The sequence below is a fragment of the Haloferula sp. BvORR071 genome (genome assembly GCF_000739615.1).
Lineage (GTDB): Bacteria > Verrucomicrobiota > Verrucomicrobiia > Verrucomicrobiales > Akkermansiaceae > Haloferula.
Genome location: NZ_BATP01000028.1, coordinates 1 through 17,937 on the forward strand (window position 1 = coordinate 1; position 17,937 = coordinate 17,937).

The following is a 17,937-nucleotide window of genomic DNA, read 5'->3' on the forward strand; positions in this document are numbered from 1 at the left end:
GCTCTTTCAGCGTAGAGGTTTGGCTGAAACCAACCGCTATTCCCGCGGCGGGTGCGCTGATCTGCCCGATCGCCTCCTGGCGTGAGAATACCGACACCTTCGGGCGCGAGGGCTGGCTCATTTATCAGGGCGACGCGGCTACCGGGTTCAATTTCCGCACTTACAACAAGAACGCGGCGACCATCGCAGCAAGCATCACCTCGGGAGCCGGGGTGACCGCCGGTGCCTGGCACCACGTGGTGGCGACTTGGGACAACAGCGCCTCGGTCGCCAAGATCTACGTGAATGGTGTGCTGAAGACGACCAGCGCGGTGATCGCACCTGGCGGCACGAACAACCGGGCCTTTGATCCGAACACCAGCATGCCCCTCACCTTGGGCTCGCGTTCCGACAATGCCTTTGCCTGGCAGGGCGGTATAGATGAGCCGGCCTATTACACCTCCGTGCTGAGCGATGCGCAGGTTCTGGCGCACTACAACAACGGCATCAATCCCGCCCCCCCGACCTCCTACGACACGGTGGTAGCGGCAAACTCGCCGGTGGGCTACTGGCGCCTGAACGAGGCGGTTTTCGTGCCGCGGACCCCGCCGCCGGCGGACAACCTTGGCACCTTGGGCAGCGCGGCCGATGGCGGCTACGTGGCCGGAGCGAAGAATTCGACCACTGGTCCGGCGACGGGCTCCGGGTTCTCCGGCTTCGGTGCGAGCAATTCCGCCCTCTCGCTGCAGAATGCCAACGGCTACGTGAGCAGCTTCCAGCCGCTGCTGAACAACCGCACCGCCTTTACGGTGATGGGCTGGGTGAAGCGGGGAGTAACGCATTCCGCGCGCGGCGGTTACTTCGGCCAGAATGACCTGTTGGAATTCGGCGATGCCAACAATGGAACCCAGATCGAGGCATGGAGCTCGGCATCCGGACAGATCCTGACCGATGCCCCCTACCCCTTCGGCGATGACCAGTGGGGCCACATCGCCTACGTGGCGGATGGGACCAAGGTGCAGCTTTACCTCAACGGTGTGCTGTCCAAGACGGTGACCTCGACGGTTGGCAGCTACGGAACTTCCACCTACAACTTCAACATTGGCGGCGGCGGCGTGTTTGCGGCGACGGGCGACTACTTCCGCGGTGATATCGACGAGGTCGCGATCTTCGACCACGCGGTGACTTCCGGGCGGATCAAGCAATTCTACGACACCGCCTTGGGCAATGTTGGCCCGGGCTTCGTGGATACCTTCCCTGCGGTCTCGCCCGCCGGCGAGATTCCGGAAGGGCAGCCCTACACGCTATCGATCGATCCGACGGGAACGCCGCCTTTCACCTACAAGTGGAAGCTCGGTAATACGGAGATCCCGGGTGCGACCTCGCGGACTTACACCGTGAACTCAGCGGCGGCGAACAACCCGATCAGCGCGCCCTACACCTACTCGGTGGAAGTCACCAATGGCAGTGGCACGAGCACCAGCGATGCGACCGACGTGTTCGTGACGGCAGTGCTGAAGTGGACCGGCAACGCGCCCTCAAATGCCGGGCAGTGGGATCTGGGAGTCTCGCAGAACTGGAAGACCTTAACCGGCAACGTCGCCTCGGTTTATTCGGATGACTACGCGGTCCAGTTCGACGACACGGCACCGGCGTCCGGCAACGTGACCATGGCCGCCGATGTGTTCCCGAAAGCGCTGATCTTCAACAACAGCACAGCCAAGAACTACAGCTTCACAGGGCCCTTCTCAATCAGCGGCCCGACCGGAGCAACCCTCTCGAAAAGTGGCACCGGCACAGTGGAACTCGCCAACGACGTGGTGAGCATGGACAGCGTGGTGGTCAATGCCGGGACTGTCCGCGTCGGCAATGGCACCACCGGCAGCCTGACGCCGGTCACCACCGTGAAGGTCCAAGGCGGCACCCTGGAAGTGAAGCAAGCAAGCGGAACCACCTACGACAGCCCGACGGTGGTCAGCGCCGGCGGTACGCTGACGACTACCGGCACCGGTGACCTGAACTTCGTCGGCCCGATCTCGGGTGCGGGGAATGAAGTCTTCGACCGGAATGGCGTGGTGGTGAATGGTGCCAATTCGGTCGGTGGCACGGTCACGATCAACTCGGGCCTAACCGCCTTCGACGGGAGCCAGCAAGCGAACCGATTGGCCGTCAACAAGCTGATTACGGTGAATTCCGGCGCGACGATGGAAATCCGCGGGGTGAACGCCTTGCCCACCGCCGCCAACTCGGTGGATGTGGCGCTGAATGGCAGCACGCTCAACGTGGTCTCCGGCGGCAGCACGGCGACCGGTGCAGGCGGCCAGAGCCACCACCACTTGCGGAACCTGAACTTGAATGGAGCCACGATCAACCTCCCCTACTCTGGTGGCGGCAGCGCCTACGACGGGGAGAGCTTCCAGCTCAATGGTGACATCACGGTGAGCGGCTCGACGGCATCCACCATCACCTTCGGCAGTGGTGCAACTACCGGAAATGCCGGGATGTCGATTTCAGCTCCGACAACATCCACCACCCACACCATCACGGTGCCGGACACCTTGTTGGGACCGGCGGCGGATCTGATCATCAATGCTGAGATCGAGAACTGCGATGCCGCTGCCGCGAACTCGCAGGCAGCCATCCTGGCGAAGGCCGGGACCGGAACCTTGCGTTTGGCGAATGCCATTACGCACACCTTCAGCGGAACCCTGCGGATCGATGGTGGCACCTTGGAAGCCACCGGCTCGATTCCCGGGCCGCTGGTGATTGCCGGGGCCTCAAGCATCACGCCTGGTCCCGGAGTGGCGACCTTTACCGCAGGCAACACGACCATGAACGGGACTTACCGCTGCGACATCGACGGCGCGACCTGCGACAAGATCGTGGCCAACGGCGGGCTGAGCTTCCAACCGGGATCCCAGATCGTGTTCACCGTTCTGGCCGGGGGTGCCACCGCGTCTGCCTACGAGATCGCGCATTGCACCGGAACGATCGACGGGGCGCTGCCAAATGTCGTCGGGAAACCGGCCGGGTATAACCTCACCTTGGTCTCCGGCAATTCGCTGGTGCTGCTCAAAGCCAACGCGGGCTTGGGAGTCGTGATCACTCCGACGCCACCGCCAGCAGGAGGAAACGAGACCTTCGCCACGCATGGCGGCGGCTTCGCGAACAGCGCCTCGGTTTCACCCGAAGCGGACTGGGTCTACAGCAACGGCGCATGGCGGAGCAACGGCCAGGCATCTGCGGGTGGCAATGACAACACCACCTACCTGATGAGCCCGATCTACACCCTGACCCAGTCCGGGCCGATCACGCTGAGCTTCAACCACCGCTATAGCTTCGAGCCGGACTTCTATGACGGTGGTGCGGTGGATGTGAGCATCAACGGCGCCGCCTTCACCCGGGTCCCGCTCGCGTCGTTCAGCCTCAACGGCTACAATGGCTCCGTCCGCGGTGACTCCGGCACGACCCTGCAAGGTCAGCCGGCCTTCGTGGAGAACTCCACGGGACATCCCAGCTACATCACCAGCACCTGCACCCTGGGCACAGGTGTGAGCGGGAACACGGTACAGGTCCGCTTCATCTCCTCCTCAGACCCGAATACCTCGGGTAACCTGACGCCGCAGGGCTGGGAGATCGATTCGTTCCAACTGTCCAATGCCGAGGCGAAGCTGCTGACGCTGACCTGGCCAGCCGGGACGCTGCAGTATTCCAATACCTTGATGCCGCCGTGGACGAACTTGAACGTGACCAGCCCGTACGTGATCGACACGAAGCAAGGCTACAAGCGCTTCTTCCGCGTTGGCCCGTAAGCGGAGTCCGCGGTTGAACGACTGACTGACAATTCGAAGACGGGCGGGTGGCAACACCCGCCCGTTTTTTGTCGGCGGACAGACCGGGAATTCCAGATCTCAAATTTGAAACTTCAGATCTGAAACCTTGGGCGTGAATGACGGACGCAGTCCCTTGGCCCAAGAAATGACGCCCGGAGAGCGACACTCCGGAGCTACTTCTTGAGGGGCTGGCCTTGGCCGACGCCCTTCACTTCGAGGGGGGCAGCACCGGGGCCAGGTTTAGGCGGCCCCATGGGCTCCGGCGTCGCGGGCTTGTCCGCTTGGGCAGGAGCTGCCGCGGCGTCTTGCTGGGTGCGGATCGCTTGGAAAAGGAGATTGTAGTTGTGACGGATCGCGGCGGGGAAGTTCACGCGACCGGGCTCGACGATCTTTTCCCGCATGATCTTCGAGGTCAGGTCCGCGGTGAGATCGGCGCCGACCTTCATGGCGCCGCCGACCACCGGGGCACCACCTGCCACCGTGCCACCGGTGCGGATCACATCGCTGGCGATGGTCTGGCCCTGCAGGGCGAGATTCGATTGCGCGGAAACGACCGAGCCATCCTTGCCTACCGTGATCTCGAGGACCGCGTGGTCATTGCTGGAGAGCCAGCCGCGCAGGTGGTCGATGCGGAGCGAGGCGAAGACCCCGCCATCGGGCGTCGGCGTGATCTCCGGCTTGTAGGTGCGGTAGGAGGAGCCGGAGAGGTCGTAGTCGCAGGCGGATTTGCCCTTGGCTTCCCAGCCGCCGAGGCTCTTGCCAAAGGCGTCGATATCGATTCCCACACCAGCGTGGAGGCTGGTGACGAGGGAAAGGGCGAGAATGGTGCGGATCATGACGGAAGCGGCGCGCGGCCAGAATACCACCCGCTGGACGCAAAGCTTCAGTGAAAAATTCATAGCCTTGCAGATCTGCCCACTTGCAGAGAAGTCCACAAAATCCGAAAGAAACGCAGATCCGCATGCCGTAGCTGCGGGCCTCACGAACGCTCCGACCTGGCATCCGTGGCATTTTATCCCATAGAACCTGTTTGAACTGTTTTCTCATGATTTCCAATCGAATGAACTACTGGGGCCGCGCTGGGGCGGTGATGGTCTGCACCGCGAGTGCGGTCATCGCGGCAGAACCCTTGGTGCAGCTCCAGAAGGGCGATCACATCGCGATCGTCGGCAGCGGCTTGGCGGATCGCCAGCAGCACCACGCGTGGCTGGAGGCCTTCATCCACCGCACTTATCCGGATCTGGACCTGACGGTCCGCAACTTGGGCTTCTCGGCGGACGAGGTGAGCGTGAAGCCGCGCTCGGCGGACGTGCCGCCGACGGAGTGGTTCCTTTCGATGAAGAAGGGCGACAGCACCAAGCCGGGCGAAGCGAACGTGATCTACAAGGCTGGGACCGATTTCGGAGCCGATGTGATCTTCGCCTACTGGGGCTTCAATGAGTCCTTCCGCGGGCCGGATGGCCTGGAGAAGTTCAAGGCGGATCTGGGACAGTACCTGGATACCCAGAAGGGTGCGAACTACGATGGCAAGGGCGCTCCCAGACTGGTGCTGTTCTCGCCGATCGCGCAGGAGGATCTGAAGGATCCGAATTTCTCCGATGGTGCCACGAACAACGCGAACCTGGAGATTTATACCAAGGCAATGGCGGAAGTGGCGAAGGCGAAGGGCGTGCCCTTCGTGGATCTCTTCACGCCGTCCAAGGAGATGTTCGCGAAGGCGGGGTCGCCGCTCACCATCAACGGCATTCACTTGACGGAAGATGGCGATCGCCAGCTTGCGCCGATCCAATTCCGCGCGCTCTTCGGAAAGGAGCCGCCGGCCCTTGAGGATCCCTTGCTCGGCAAGATCCGCTCGGCCGTGTTGGACAAGAACATCGAGTGGCACCACCGCTACCGCACCGTCGACCAATACAACATTTACGGCGACCGCTCGCGGATCGCCTACGAGGGCGTGACCAATGCGAAGACACTGGGCGAGGAAATGGCGCAGCGTGACGTGAAGACCGCCAACCGCGACAAGCGTGTGTGGGCAGTGGCCAAGGGCGGCGACCTGAAGGTGGCCGACGACAACCTGCCCGCGGTGAATCTGGTCCCGCCGAACCGCAAGGACGAGGTCCCCTACATGGACCCGGAGGAAGCGATCAAGTACCTGAAGCTGCCGCCGAAGTGCAAAGTCGAATTGATCGCCTCCGAGAAGACGATCCCCGAGCTGATCAACCCGGTGCAGATGAATTTCGACACCAAGGGCAGACTGTGGATCTCGGCATGGCCGACCTACCCGGAGACGTCGCCGACGACGACGAACTTCGACAAGCTGCTGGTCATGGATCTGGATCCGAAGACCGGCAAGGTCGCGAAGACGACGGTCTTCGCCGATGGCTTGAACTGCCCCACCGGCTTCCAGTTCTACAAGGATGGCGTGCTGGTGATGCAATCGCCGGACCTGATCTACCTGCGTGACTCCGATGGCGACGGCAAGGCGGACGTGAAGGAGCGCGTGCTGCATGGCCTGGATGCCGCGGACTCGCACCACGAGACGAACTCGATGTGCCTTGAGCCGGGCGGTGCGGTCTATCTCAGCGATGGTGTCTTCCACCGCAGCAACGTGGAGACCTTCAACGGACCGGTGCGCAACCAGGACGGCGGGATCTACCGCTACGAGCCGAATACCGGCAAGTTCATGCGCCACGCGCCTTACGGCTTCGCGAACCCGCACGGCCGGGTCTTCGACTACTGGGGCAATGACCTGATCACCGACGCGACGGGCAACGACAACTACTTCGGCCCCGCAATGAGCGGTCACCTCGATACCGGGGCGCACCCAGGCATGCAGCGTTTCTGGGATCGTCCCTCGCGGCCTTGCCCCGGCACGGCGATCCTGAGCAGCCGGCATTTCCCGGATGACTGGCAGGGCTCGTTCCTGAACACCAACGTGATCAGCATCCAGGGGATCTTCCGCGCCAAGCTCACGGAAGAGGGCTCGGGCATCAAGGGCGAGACGCTGGAGAACCTGATCTCCACGGACATCGCGAAGAACCCGAACTTCCGCCCCTCTGGCATCTCGGTGGCGCCGGATGGCTCGCTCTACTTCATGGACTGGTCGCAGATGCTGATCGGTCACTTGCAGCACCACCTGCGCGACCCGAATCGCGACCACCAGCACGGCCGCCTCTACCGCATCACCTACGAAGGCCGTCCGCTGCTGGAGCCGAAGAAGATCGACGGCGAGCCGGTGGCGAAGCTGTTAGAACTGTTGAAGGAGCCCGAGGACAACGTGCGGATGCGCGCGAAGATCGAGCTCGGCAAGCACGACTCGAAGGATGTGATCCGCGGGGTGAACGAGTGGATCAAGACACTCGACACCAAGGATCCTGGCTTCGAGCACCAGATGCTGGAAGCCCTGTGGGTGCACCAGTGGCACAACGTGGTGGACCTCGACCTGCTCAAGCGTGAGCTCAAGTCACCCGAACCGCGGGCACGGGCCCAAGCGGTACGCGTGATGGGCTATTGGCGTGACCGGGTGCCGAATGCAATCGAACTGCTGAAGGTGGCGGCCGATGACGAGGCGCCGCGCGTGCGCTTGGAAGCCGTCCGTGTGGCGAGCTACTTCCGCCAGTGGGAAGCCGCCGACGTAGCGCTCACCGCGCTCAAGCACCCGGCCGACTACTACATCAACTACTGCCTCAAGGAGACCATGCGGCAACTGACGCCGTGGTGGAAGGATGCGATCGCACAGGGCAAGGCACTGGCCGCGGACAATCCAGCGGGGATCGATTACATCATGGGCTCGGTGAACGGCGCGGAACTCGCGAAGCTGCCGAAGTCGCCCGTGACCCTGACCGCACTGCTGACCCGTGGCGATGTGCCGGCGGCACAGCGGACGGAAGCACTCACCGAGCTGGCAAAGCTGAAGAACAGCAGCGCGCTGGAGACCCTTCTGGGTGTGCTCGCGCCGGTGGCGAAGAGTGGCAGCGGGGCGGCGACGGACCTCTGCCGACTGATGCTCTTGCAACCCGCGGCGGACCTGAAGGCCGCACGGGCGAAGATCGAGCCACTGGCAGGCAAGGCCAATGCCGACATCGTGCGCCAGAGCGCCTTGGCCGCCTTGATCGCGATCGATGGTAGCATCGACTCCGCTTGGGGCAGCGCCGGACAATCACCGGAAGCGATGACCGACTTCCTCGAAGCGCTGCCGCTGGTGACGGATCCCGCCCTGCGTGGCACCGCCTTCGACAAGGTTCTGCCGCTGCTGAGCAAGATGCCGCAGCCGATCGAGAGCGCGCTGGAAAGCGGCAAGGGCGGCAAGGCCCGCTACGTGCGGATCGAGCTGCCGCGCAATGGCACGCTGACCCTGGCGGAAGTGCAGGTCTTCGCGAACGGCGTGAACGTCGCGACCAGCGGCGCCGCCAAACAATCGAGCACCGCCCACGGTGGCGTCGCCCAACACGCGATCGATGGCAAGACCGACGCCGGCTACGAATCCGGAACCCAGACCCACACCAACGAGGGCGAGAAGAATCCTTGGTGGGAAGTGGACCTCAAGACCGACCAGCCGGTGACGGCAGTGACCGTATGGAACCGCAGCGGCTATGAGGAGAGGCTCGACCGTTTCACTCTCACGGTGCTGGATTCGCAGCGTCGCGAGATCTTCAAGAAGACGGCCAACCCGGCACCGAAGCTGAGCAGCCGGATCGAAGTCACCAGTGATCCTTCCGCGGATCTCTATCGTGCCGCGATCCGAGCACTGACGAGCATCGGCAAGGAACCGCAGAAGGTCTTCGCCGGCTTGGTGGGCCTGATCCAGAAGGACCAGCAGGTGGCCACCGCGGCCAAGGGCATCGCCCAACTGCCGCGCAACACTTGGAACGCCGAGCTGGCCGACCCGGCTGCGGGCGGACTGGTGAATTGGGCGAAGAAGATCCCAACGGAGGACCGCACCTCGCAGGACTATATCGAGGTGGTGCAGGTGGCGAACGACCTCGCTGGCCTGATGCCGCCGGCGCGAGCCTCAGTGGCGCGCAAGGTCCTCAAGGACCTGCGGGTGAATTCCTTCGTGATCAAGGCGGTGCGCGAGCAACTGCGCTTCGACACCGCAAGGCTGGTGGTGGAAGCGGGCAAGCCCTTCCAGGTGATCTTCGAGAACCCGGATGCGATGCCGCACAACCTGGTCTTCGTGCAACCCGGGACCCTGCAAGCGGTGGCTGAATCGGTGCAGACGAATCCGCCCGACAAGCTGGACGGCAAGGGCCGCGCCTATGTCTCGGACAAGGACTCGCGGGTCCTCGATGCGACCAAGCTGGTGGAACCCGGGCAGAAGGAGACGCTCTCTCTAACCGCTCCTGAGAAGGAAGGCGTGTATGAGTTCGTCTGCACCTTCCCGGGACACTGGGCCATCATGCAAGGCAAGCTGGTGGTGACCAAGGATGTGGATGCTTATCTGCAGGCGCACCCGGAGGCGGGGAAGTGAGCCAAGAGTAAGATCAAACGAGAAAGGGGGACCGGTAGGTCCCCCTTTTTTGTGTCTGCCAGGAAGAGCGAAGGCATCACTCAGGTCGAGGCAGGCGCGCGAATGTTGGGCGGTGGCGGAGTGCCGGGACTGATTCGTTCCGATAGAGCTGCCGGCTGTTAGATGCACTCGAAAGCTGCGAATCATCGCAGCAGTCCGAGGGCGGCTGCGCCGCGGCTATCTGGAGCACGTAAGAAGAAGATCTTAGTGACCCTTCAGGCCAAAGATCTTTTCGGTCTGCGCGGCGGCCTTCACCTTGTGGATGTCCTTCACGTAGGTGGCGACGGTCGCGAGGGCGGCGACGAGGGCGGCCCAGTCATCGCTGTAGCCAGCGCCGGGGATGATGTCCGGCACGAGGTCCACGGGCAGGATCAGGTAGCCCAAGGCGCCGATGATCACGCCCTTGGCCCAGGCGGGCGTCTCGGCGTCGCGCAGGCAATGGTAGAGGGTGAGCGCGGTGAGGACAGTCTTCCTCCCGGCGACGAGGGCACAGCGGGAGATCTTCCGCCAGAGGTTTGGCGCGGAATACCACTGGCCGGCATCCTGATAGCGGCTTGGAAGTTCGGGGTTCATTCAGCGGAAGCTAAGGCAGGAAACGGCAAGCGCCAACGGTTAGACCAAGTCCAGCCGCCAGCACCGTTTCTCATCCCCTTATTGGCTCACTGGACCCATGGTGCCTTGGGCGGGCGGAGTCTCCGGAGCGGCGGTGCCTTCGGTTGGCTTCAGCTCGATGCCTTCGGCCGCGGCAAAGTCGGCAAGCGCCATGTCCGCGAGGGCCTTCTGCTCAGCTTCCTTCACGAAGGTGCTGCTCATGTCCACGCTGTCGCGGGCCACGCGGGCGCGGCCGGCGGCCTTGCTGCGCTCGTCCTCGACCATTTCCTCGAGGCGGTTGAGAGTGTCACCGGAACCACCGATCGAGCCGACCATGCCGGCGGCCATTTCGTTGAGTTCGGCCATGGCCTTCTGGACCTTCATGTCGTCGATGCCGCGGCGGAGGCTCTCGATCTTGTCGCGGGCGGCCTTCACGGCCACGTCGCGGGCGCGAACCAGTTCCTTGTAGCGGCTCTCGGCGGCTTCGAGCTGGGCGGCGAGTTCGTCATGGGCCTGGTCGGTGTTCTTGTACTGCAGGGCCACCTCACCGGCGGCTTCGCGCTGGCCGGCCTGGAGCAGGGCCTTGGTGCGGGCCTTGAGTTCGGTTTCCTCGTGGTTGAGCTTGCGGACCTGGCCCATCAGGCGCTCGACCAGCCCGGCGTGGGCGGCGAGGCCGGCATTGAACTCGCTGATCTGCTTGCGCAGGTTTTCCTTCTCCACTTCGAGCAGGGCCTCGGGGTTCTTCTTTTCGAGCCCCCCGATGAAGAGTCCGAGGAAGCCTTTGATCAGATTGGAGATGCGGCTGAACATGGATGAAAACGCGTTGAACGCGATGGCACCATGGGGGAAAAGGGTCGGCGGGGTCAATTATAAGCGGGGGCAGCTTTCCGAATCGGAAAGGCAGGATTGCGCGGGGCGGCCGGCCGGCTAGCATCGCGCTGTGAGCGGAGCCGAAACCTTGATCGAATTCCTGCGCGGGGAAGAAGCCCGCGGGGTGAGGACCGTCCACCTCGATGAACAGGCGAAGGAACTGCTTAGGGAATTGCACCGCCGGGCGAAAAATCCGGCCCGCGCCCAAGCTCCGACACCCGCGCCCGCTGCCACAGCGGCAGCTGCCCGGGCGGTCGTCTTGGAGGAAGCCCCGAAGCCGCAGGCAGCCCCGGTGGTAGAAGTGGCCGCTCCCGCCGCGGGCAGCGCCGCCCAACGGATCGCGTCGCTGGCAAAACAGGCCGAGAACTGGGAACCGGCGCGGCGCTTGGGATCCCTGCGGAGCACGATGGTTTTCTCCACGGGCAGTCCCGAGGCGGAACTGATGCTGGTGGGTGAGGCCCCGGGCTATCAGGAGGAGCAGCAGCGCGAGCCCTTCGTGGGCGCCGCAGGGCAGAAGCTGAACGAGATTTTGAAGGCGATGGGCCTCGCCCGCGAGGCGGTCTATATTTCGAACATCGTCAAATTCCGCCCGGCGATGGACGGGCAGACGACCAACAACCGCAAGCCGACGCTGGAGGAGATGGCATCCTGCATCTCCTTCGTGCGGGCGGAGGTGGAGATCGTGAAGCCGCGCTGCATCGTGGCGCTCGGTGGCACCGCCGCGGAAGGCTTGCTGGGCCTGAGCGGCTCGGTGGCCGCGATGCGCGGGAAATGGCACGAGTTTTCCGGCATCCCGGTGCGGGTCACCTACCACCCGGCCTACTTGCTCCACAACAACTCCGGCGCGCAGGACAAGCGGCGGGTGTGGGAGGATATGCTGGAAGTGATGGAGAAGCTGGGGCTGCCGATTTCGGAGAAGCAGCGCGGGTATTTCGTCACGCGGCCTTGAGCGGAAACACCGGAAGCGCCGTGGTTTCAGATCTGAAATCCGGGATCTCAAATTTGAAATTTGAGATTTAAGGCCGGTGATTTCAAATCCCCGCCATGCTTCTCGTGCTCACCACCGGCGGTACGATCGACAAGGTGTACTTCGACGCCTCGTCGGAGTATGAGGTGGGCGAGCCAACGGTGCCGCATGTGTTCCGCGAGTCGGGGGTGGCTCTGGAGTGGCGGCTCTTGCCGCTGATGCGGAAGGACAGCCTGGAGATGGGGCCCGAGGACCGGCAGGCAATTCGCAGGGCCTGCGAGGAGGCGGCGGAGCAGCGGATCCTGATCACGCACGGCACGGACACCATGAGCGTGACGGCCGAGGCGCTGCGCGGAATCGCGGGGAAAACCATTGTCCTAACAGGGGCGCTGGCTCCGGCGCGCTTCCGGGTGACGGATGCGGTCTTCAATCTCGGTCTGGCCCTCGGCGCGGTGCAATCGCTGCCGGAGGGTGTGTATCTGGCGATGAACGGGACGATTTTCCCGGCGGGCAAGGTGCGGAAGAACCGTGATGCGGGGAAGTTCGAGGAAGTGTGACAATCTCGTGAGGCCCAGGGGCCTAGGGCGAGGCCGGATGGGGCGATCTTTCCTTGCGGAAGCAGGATTGGCGGTGGAGCGTGCAGAAATTTTGCAGTGAGTGTCCAATAAAGGGCCTCCCCGTTCGTCGTTCTTGGAAGACCTGAGCCATGAGCACGCAAACGATCGAAAAATCCGAATCAAAGGCGGCAGCCCCTGCCGTGGTATCCCGCGAGGAATGGCTGGCCGCGCGCAAGGCGCTGCTGGTGGAGGAAAAGCGGCTGACCCGCGAGCGCGACGCGCTGAGTGCCAAGCGCCGGGAGCTGCCGTGGGTGGAGGTGGACGAGGATTATGTTTTCGAAGGGCCAAGCGGGAAAGTGCGCTTGGAGGACCTGTTCCAAGGGCGGAGCCAATTGATCGTGCACCACCTGATGTTCAAGCCGGGCGACACGGAGGCCTGTCCGGGATGCTCCTACCAGGCCGACCACATCGAGGGGCCGCTGCAGCACCTGAGGCACCATGACCTGATGATCGTGGCAGTGTCCCACGCTCCGTGGAAGGAGATCGCGCCCTTCAAGCAGCGGATGGGCTGGGGCTTCGACTGGTATTCTTCTTACGGCAGCAGCTTCAACTACGACTACGGCGTGACCTTCACCCCGGAGGAAATCAAGGACGGGAAGAGTGGCTACAATTATGGCACGAGCCCCTATCCGCATGAGGAGCTGCCGGGCCTGAGCGTCTTCATCAAGGACGAGGCGGGGAAGGTATATCACACTTACTCCACCTACTCCCGCGGCCTGGAGGGACCGCTCGGTGCCATCCACTACCTCGACCTCACGCCGCTGGGCCGCCGGGATCAGCAGGACTGGCTGCGCTATCACGACCGCTACGAGGAGAAGGCCGGCGAGTCCTGCTGTGAGTGCAAGAAGTCCTGAGTTTTTCTAACAAGCACCAACCCGAACCCCAACAAGCCATGTCAGTTTACGTCGACGGATTCGTTTTGCCACTCCCCAAGGACAAGCTCGAGGAATACAAGACCATCGCCGCAAAGGCCGCCAAGGTGTGGAAGGAATATGGCGCGCTGGAGTACCGGGAGTGCGTCGGCGAGGATCTGGATGTGAAGGAGGTCCTGCCCTTCCCCACGCTCGCCAAGGCCGGTCCGGATGAGACGGTGGTCTTCGCCTACATCACTTACAAATCGCGTGAGCACCGCGATGAGGTGAACGCCAAGGTGATGGCGGATCCGCGGATGACGGAGATGTGCACGCCAGAGAGCGCGCCCTTCGACTGCAAGAAGATGGCCTACGGCGGCTTCACCACCATCGTGGAGGCCTGAGCAAAATTTCCCGCAATTCCGCGCAGCCCCCTGTCCTTTTCCTCAGGGCTGCTTCGTCGGATCTGCGGAACCTGAGATTCCACCCCCAAACCGACCACCACCACCACATGAAAATCGAACCATACCTCTGGGGCTTCAACGGCCGATGCGAAGAAGCGATCGAATTCTACAAGAAGGCCCTGGGCGCCGAGGTCCAGATGCTGATGCGCTTCGGCGAGTCACCGGAGAAGTGTGAGGGCGGATCGACGCCTCCCGACAACAACATCATGCACTCGAGCATCAAGATCGGCGACAGCGTGCTGATGCTCTCCGACGGACAATGCAATGAAGACGTGGGCACATCGAAATTCACCGGCATGTCGCTCTCGCTCAATCCCGCCAGCGAGGCGGATGCGCAGAAGATCTTCGGCTCGCTTTCAGACGGCGGGCAGGTCATGATGCCTCTGGGTAAGACCTTCTGGTCGCCTTGCTTCGGCATGGTCACCGATCGCTTCGGTGTTGCCTGGATGATCAACGTCCTGCCTTAAACCTCAGCCTCATCAATTCCCTCCCCACCTTGTCATGTTCCGCAAAATCCTCATCGGTCTCGCCGTCGTCGTCGCCATCCTGATCGTCGTGATCTCGATGCAGCCGGCGGACTTCAAGATCGAACGCTCGACGACGATCAACGCGCCGGCAGCCACTGTCTTCGCGCAAGTGAACGACTTCCACAAATGGGAAGTCTGGTCGCCATGGGCGAAGCTGGACCCGAACATGAAGACGACTTACGAGGGCCCGGCAGCCGGCCCCGGCGCGAAGTATTCGTGGGTCGGTGACAGCAAGGTGGGAGAGGGGCGCATGACCATCGTAGACAGCCGCGCGCCCGAGCTGGTGAAGATCAAGCTGGAGTTCCTCAAGCCGATGGCGGCGACCAACGACACCGAGTTCAGCTTCAGGCCGGAAGGCAACCGCACCAAGGTGACTTGGACCATGAGCGGCAAGAACGGCTTCATGTCGAAGGCCTTCGGCCTGTTCATGAACATGGACAAGATGGTCGGCGGCGACTTCGAGAAGGGCCTTGCCCAGATGAAGTTTGCCGCCGAAGCGGCCCCGACACCCTAACAGAACAATTCAACCATTTTACCTCGATGCCTATCAGTGGACACCACCCTATCGGCTCGCCGGAGAATCCGCAGCGGGGCGCAAAGCAGTACATGTTCCTGTTCCGCCACGGGACTTGGGACGAAGGACTCCCGGTCGACGAGGTCAACAAGATCATGGACGAGGTCACCGGCTGGTTCGATTCCCTGGTGATGCAGGGGAAAGTCATCGGCGGCAGCCCGCTGGTGGAAGGCGGCAAGTCGATCATGATGCGCAACGGCCAAGTCGCGGTCATGGACGGCCCTTTCGTTGAATCGAAGGAAGCGGTCGCCGGCTACCTGATGGTGAGCTTCGACAGCGAGAATGAAGCGGTCGAGGCTGCCAGGACCTCGCCGCTCTTCAAGCACGGACTGGTCACCGAGGTCCGCGAAGTGGCCTCGGAGTGCCCGCTCTATGCACGGCTGCGCGAACGGACCGCCGCGATGGCTGCGGTCTAGTTCACTCGCCCCTGCGGTGGGAATTCCGGAAGTCGCGCGGGCTGATCCCGCGCAAGCGCCGGAACCAGGCATTGAAGCTCGAGAGGGTTTCGAAGCCGCTGCCGAACGCGATTTCTGACACGGGCTTGTCGGTGAGGATCAACTGCCGGCAAGCCTGCCCGACCCGCACCTCCGCGACGAATGAGCTCAAGGTGCAGCCGACGGTGCGCTTGAAGTAGTGCGAGAGGCCCGAGGGGCTGGTGCCTACCAAGTCCGCGAGCTCGGCATGGCTGAAGTCCTTCGCCGAGTGGCGCGAGATGTAATCGTAGATCTTGTCCACGCGTTCGACGCTGCCGCCGTCCAGCTTCGGCATGAAGTCGGGGCTGGAAAGCAGTTCGAACTCCTCCGCCTCGGCGAGCTGGCCGAGGATTGCGAGCAGATCGAGGAGCTGGGTCAGGCCACTGGCATTCCGCAGCGCCATCATCTTCTCCGCCGCCCGGTCGCGGTCCTTGCCGAGGAAGCGGATACCGCGCAGCGAGCGCTGCAGCAAGGCCGCCACCGGCTTCATCTCGGTCAGGCTGAGGAATTCAGGGCCGAAACGTTCGGTGCGGAATTGGACGACGATCGAATGCGCCATGCCGCCGGGGACGACGTCATTGGTCCAGTAGTGGGGCACGTTGGTGCCGATCAGCACCAGGTCGCCGGGTTCGTAGTTCGTCACGTGGTCCCCCACCCAGCGGCGGCCGCTGCTTTCCACGATCAGGGTCAGCTCGATCTCCGGGTGGAAGTGCCAGCCGATCGGGAATTTTTCCAAGTAGAACTCCCGCAGCACGAAGGTATCGCGTGCGGTTTGAGGGACGACCTCGAAGCGGGCCTTGGAAGGAGCCTTCACCGGGGCGAAAGCTAGCGGGTTCCCGCCCGGCCCGCAATGGGGATTGGTTAGCCAGGAATCAGGAGCCAAAGACCCACATTGGCGACGATGAAGGCCGCCAGAATCACCTTGTCGGTCCAGTGAGGCCTCTCCGAGGGCTTGAAGTAGCGGCCCGCGAAGAAGGGCCGCTCGTGGGTACCGCAGCCCGGACAGGAAGCGGGAATTCTCTGGAAAGGGGTCATCAGCACCGAAGCCGATTGGCCGGCAATCCAGAGCGTGAGGAGTTCCCCGGCGTAAATACTAAAGAGATAGTACCACGGCAAGGGCTCGGACCAGAAACACAAGCGGAAATAGATCGCGAACGACGCCACTGCGGCGGCGGCCGCAAAAAAGCCCGCGACCGCGGGAGCCACCAACTGGTGGACGTGCCGGCACTTCGGGCAGGTATGAACTTCGAAGATGTGGCAGAAGCGATCCATGGTCGCCGGGGTTTCCAAGAAGGAAAACCGCCGGCGGCATGGATTGCCTGTGATTTACGCGAAGATCTCGGTGGCCACCTTCCCTGCGACGTCGGTGAGCCGGAAATCTCGGCCGCCGTAGGAGTAGGTGAGGGCTTCGTGGTCCAGACCCATTAGGGCGAGGAGCGTAGCGTGGAGGTCATTGGTGTGCATCTTGCCTTCCACCGCCTTAATGCCGACTTCGTCGGTCCCGCCGTGGGTGTAGCCGGCCTTGACCCCACCGCCGGCGAGGAACATCGAGTAGCCGGTGATGTTGTGATCGCGGCCATCGGCGCCCTGCGAAGTCGGCTGGCGGCCGAACTCGGAGCCGAAGAGCACGAGAGTGTCTTCCAGCAGGCCGCGCTGCTCCAGATCGGTTAGAAGGGCGGATGTTGCTTGGTCGACGTTGCCAGTGCGTTCGATGAGACCCTTGTGGAGATTGTTGTGGTGATCCCAGCCGGGCTGGCAGATTTCCACGAAGCGGACTCCCGCCTCACTCAGGCGACGGGCCATCAGGGCCTGCCGGGCGAAGGCACCCCCGGGGCCATCCTTCACGCCGTAGGCATCCCGGACGTGTTGCGGTTCCTTCGAGATATCCAGTAGTTCCGGCACCTTGTCCTGCATGCGGAAGCCAAGCTCGTAAGAGGCGATGATGCCATCGACCGGGTCCGGCGCACCGGACTGCGCCGCGTAGTCGCGGTTCATCGATTGCACGAGGTCGAGCTGGGCACGCTGCAAGCCCGCGGCGGAGGTCGCCTTGAGATTGGCAAGGAAGCCGGCATCGGTGATGCGGGTGCCTTGGAAGTGGGCGGGCAGGAAAGCGCTGCCGTAATTCACCGTGCCGCCGAAGTTTGGCGAGGGGTTGATGGTGATGTAGCCCGGCAGGTCCTGGTTCTCCGTGCCGAGGCCATAGAGCAGCCATGCGCCCATGCTCGGGCGGGTCAGTGCGGCATTCGCGCTGCCGGTGTGGAGCTGCACCACTGCCTGCGGGTGAGCCGGGGTATCCGTGTGCAGCCCGCGCAGCCAGCACATCTTGTCCGCATGGGTGGCGATGTTCGGCAGGAGTTCGGAGAACCACGAGCCGGTCTGGCCATACTGCTTGAAGGCAAACTTCGAGGCCGTGATGCGACCGCCGCCCGGTCCGCTCTTGCCATCGTTGTTCTGGACCTCCGGCTTGTAGTCGAAGGTATCGATGCCCGACATCGCACCTTCCATGAAGATGAAGATGATGCGCTTCGCCCGCGGCTTGAAGTGCGGGAGCTTCGGCAAGAGGGGTCCGGCGGAGGCCTGCTGCTGCCCGAGGAGGCCAGCCAACGCAAGATTCGCAAAACCGATGCCGGCGGACTTGAGGATCGAACGGCGGGACTGCAATGGAGACTTGAAATGAGACATGAC

Annotated in this window: 15 protein-coding genes; 9 read left to right on the forward strand and 6 right to left on the reverse strand. The window is 63.1% G+C overall.

What is annotated here, in order from left to right; all coding sequences use genetic code 11:
* On the forward strand, positions 1–3,791 hold a 3,791-nt coding region (locus tag BV071_RS15485), incomplete at its 5' end, for a LamG-like jellyroll fold domain-containing protein (RefSeq protein ID WP_035608936.1).
* 194 nt (positions 3,792–3,985) lie between these two features.
* Here the strand turns inward: BV071_RS15485 and BV071_RS15490 are convergent.
* Positions 3,986–4,648 carry a hypothetical protein gene (locus BV071_RS15490; RefSeq protein WP_265594487.1) on the reverse strand — a complete coding sequence of 221 codons (663 nt, stop codon included), beginning with the start codon at positions 4,646–4,648 and terminating at the stop codon, positions 3,986–3,988.
* A gap of 209 nt (positions 4,649–4,857) precedes the next feature.
* Between BV071_RS15490 and BV071_RS15495 the strand changes: the two genes are divergently transcribed.
* A complete protein-coding gene (locus tag BV071_RS15495; protein ID WP_265594488.1) occupies positions 4,858–9,279 on the forward strand; it encodes a HEAT repeat domain-containing protein in 4,422 nt (1,473 codons plus the stop codon).
* Between the two features lie 243 nt (positions 9,280–9,522).
* On the opposite strand, the gene BV071_RS15500 is transcribed toward BV071_RS15495, so the two are convergent.
* On the reverse strand, positions 9,523–9,891 hold the full coding sequence (locus BV071_RS15500) for a YkvA family protein (protein WP_052573401.1): 369 nt from the start codon (positions 9,889–9,891) through the stop codon (positions 9,523–9,525).
* A 78-nt stretch (positions 9,892–9,969) separates the two neighbouring features.
* Positions 9,970–10,719: a PspA/IM30 family protein gene (locus BV071_RS15505; RefSeq protein WP_265594489.1), complete on the reverse strand. Its 750-nt coding sequence runs from the start codon at positions 10,717–10,719 to the stop codon at positions 9,970–9,972.
* Between the two features lie 130 nt (positions 10,720–10,849).
* On the opposite strand from BV071_RS15505, the gene BV071_RS35440 reads away from it, so the two are divergent.
* From BV071_RS35440 to BV071_RS15540, 7 genes are all read left to right on the forward strand, one after another.
* Positions 10,850–11,728 carry a uracil-DNA glycosylase gene (locus BV071_RS35440; protein WP_035608943.1) on the forward strand — a complete coding sequence of 293 codons (879 nt, stop codon included), beginning with the start codon at positions 10,850–10,852 and terminating at the stop codon, positions 11,726–11,728.
* 95 nt (positions 11,729–11,823) lie between these two features.
* On the forward strand, positions 11,824–12,303 hold the full coding sequence (locus tag BV071_RS15515) for an asparaginase domain-containing protein (RefSeq protein WP_035608945.1): 480 nt from the start codon (positions 11,824–11,826) through the stop codon (positions 12,301–12,303).
* Positions 12,304–12,452: 149 nt separating this feature from the next.
* Positions 12,453–13,217, forward strand: coding sequence for a thioredoxin family protein (locus BV071_RS15520; protein WP_052573402.1), 765 nt, complete (start codon positions 12,453–12,455; stop codon positions 13,215–13,217).
* 38 nt (positions 13,218–13,255) lie between these two features.
* Positions 13,256–13,618, forward strand: a complete 363-nt coding sequence (locus BV071_RS15525; protein WP_035608949.1) for a DUF1428 domain-containing protein — start codon at positions 13,256–13,258, stop codon at positions 13,616–13,618.
* Between the two features lie 107 nt (positions 13,619–13,725).
* Entirely contained in the window at positions 13,726–14,145 is a 420-nt protein-coding gene (locus tag BV071_RS15530) for a VOC family protein (RefSeq protein ID WP_035608951.1), read from the forward strand.
* Between the two features lie 34 nt (positions 14,146–14,179).
* Positions 14,180–14,719, forward strand: coding sequence for an SRPBCC family protein (locus BV071_RS15535; protein WP_035608954.1), 540 nt, complete (start codon positions 14,180–14,182; stop codon positions 14,717–14,719).
* 26 nt (positions 14,720–14,745) lie between these two features.
* A complete protein-coding gene (locus BV071_RS15540; protein WP_081886024.1) occupies positions 14,746–15,195 on the forward strand; it encodes a YciI family protein in 450 nt (149 codons plus the stop codon).
* Between the two features lies 1 nt (position 15,196).
* On the opposite strand, the gene BV071_RS15545 is transcribed toward BV071_RS15540, so the two are convergent.
* Genes BV071_RS15545 through BV071_RS15555 form a run of 3 tightly spaced genes read right to left on the reverse strand, consistent with a single transcriptional unit; the run spans position 15,197 to position 17,934 of the window.
* On the reverse strand, positions 15,197–16,066 hold the full coding sequence (locus tag BV071_RS15545) for an AraC family transcriptional regulator (RefSeq protein ID WP_035608958.1): 870 nt from the start codon (positions 16,064–16,066) through the stop codon (positions 15,197–15,199).
* 47 nt (positions 16,067–16,113) lie between these two features.
* Positions 16,114–16,524, reverse strand: coding sequence for a hypothetical protein (locus tag BV071_RS15550; protein WP_035608960.1), 411 nt, complete (start codon positions 16,522–16,524; stop codon positions 16,114–16,116).
* A 54-nt stretch (positions 16,525–16,578) separates the two neighbouring features.
* A complete protein-coding gene (locus BV071_RS15555) occupies positions 16,579–17,934 on the reverse strand; it encodes a DUF1501 domain-containing protein (RefSeq protein WP_035608962.1) in 1,356 nt (451 codons plus the stop codon).
* Positions 17,935–17,937: the final 3 nt, after the last annotated feature.

What these genes read in the sequence shown, in the direction of transcription:
- BV071_RS15490 (WP_265594487.1), bottom strand. Translation starts at nt 4,648, where the DNA reads ATGATCCGCACCATTCTCGCCCTTTCCCTCGTCACCAGCCTCCACGCT.
- BV071_RS15495 (WP_265594488.1), top strand. Translation starts at nt 4,858, where the DNA reads ATGATTTCCAATCGAATGAACTACTGGGGCCGCGCTGGGGCGGTGATG.
- BV071_RS15500 (WP_052573401.1), bottom strand. Translation starts at nt 9,891, where the DNA reads ATGAACCCCGAACTTCCAAGCCGCTATCAGGATGCCGGCCAGTGGTAT.
- BV071_RS15505 (WP_265594489.1), bottom strand. Translation starts at nt 10,719, where the DNA reads ATGTTCAGCCGCATCTCCAATCTGATCAAAGGCTTCCTCGGACTCTTC.
- BV071_RS15515 (WP_035608945.1), top strand. Translation starts at nt 11,824, where the DNA reads ATGCTTCTCGTGCTCACCACCGGCGGTACGATCGACAAGGTGTACTTC.
- BV071_RS15520 (WP_052573402.1), top strand. Translation starts at nt 12,453, where the DNA reads ATGAGCACGCAAACGATCGAAAAATCCGAATCAAAGGCGGCAGCCCCT.
- BV071_RS15525 (WP_035608949.1), top strand. Translation starts at nt 13,256, where the DNA reads ATGTCAGTTTACGTCGACGGATTCGTTTTGCCACTCCCCAAGGACAAG.
- BV071_RS15530 (WP_035608951.1), top strand. Translation starts at nt 13,726, where the DNA reads ATGAAAATCGAACCATACCTCTGGGGCTTCAACGGCCGATGCGAAGAA.
- BV071_RS15535 (WP_035608954.1), top strand. Translation starts at nt 14,180, where the DNA reads ATGTTCCGCAAAATCCTCATCGGTCTCGCCGTCGTCGTCGCCATCCTG.
- BV071_RS15540 (WP_081886024.1), top strand. Translation starts at nt 14,746, where the DNA reads ATGCCTATCAGTGGACACCACCCTATCGGCTCGCCGGAGAATCCGCAG.
- BV071_RS15550 (WP_035608960.1), bottom strand. Translation starts at nt 16,524, where the DNA reads ATGGATCGCTTCTGCCACATCTTCGAAGTTCATACCTGCCCGAAGTGC.
- BV071_RS15555 (WP_035608962.1), bottom strand. Translation starts at nt 17,934, where the DNA reads ATGTCTCATTTCAAGTCTCCATTGCAGTCCCGCCGTTCGATCCTCAAG.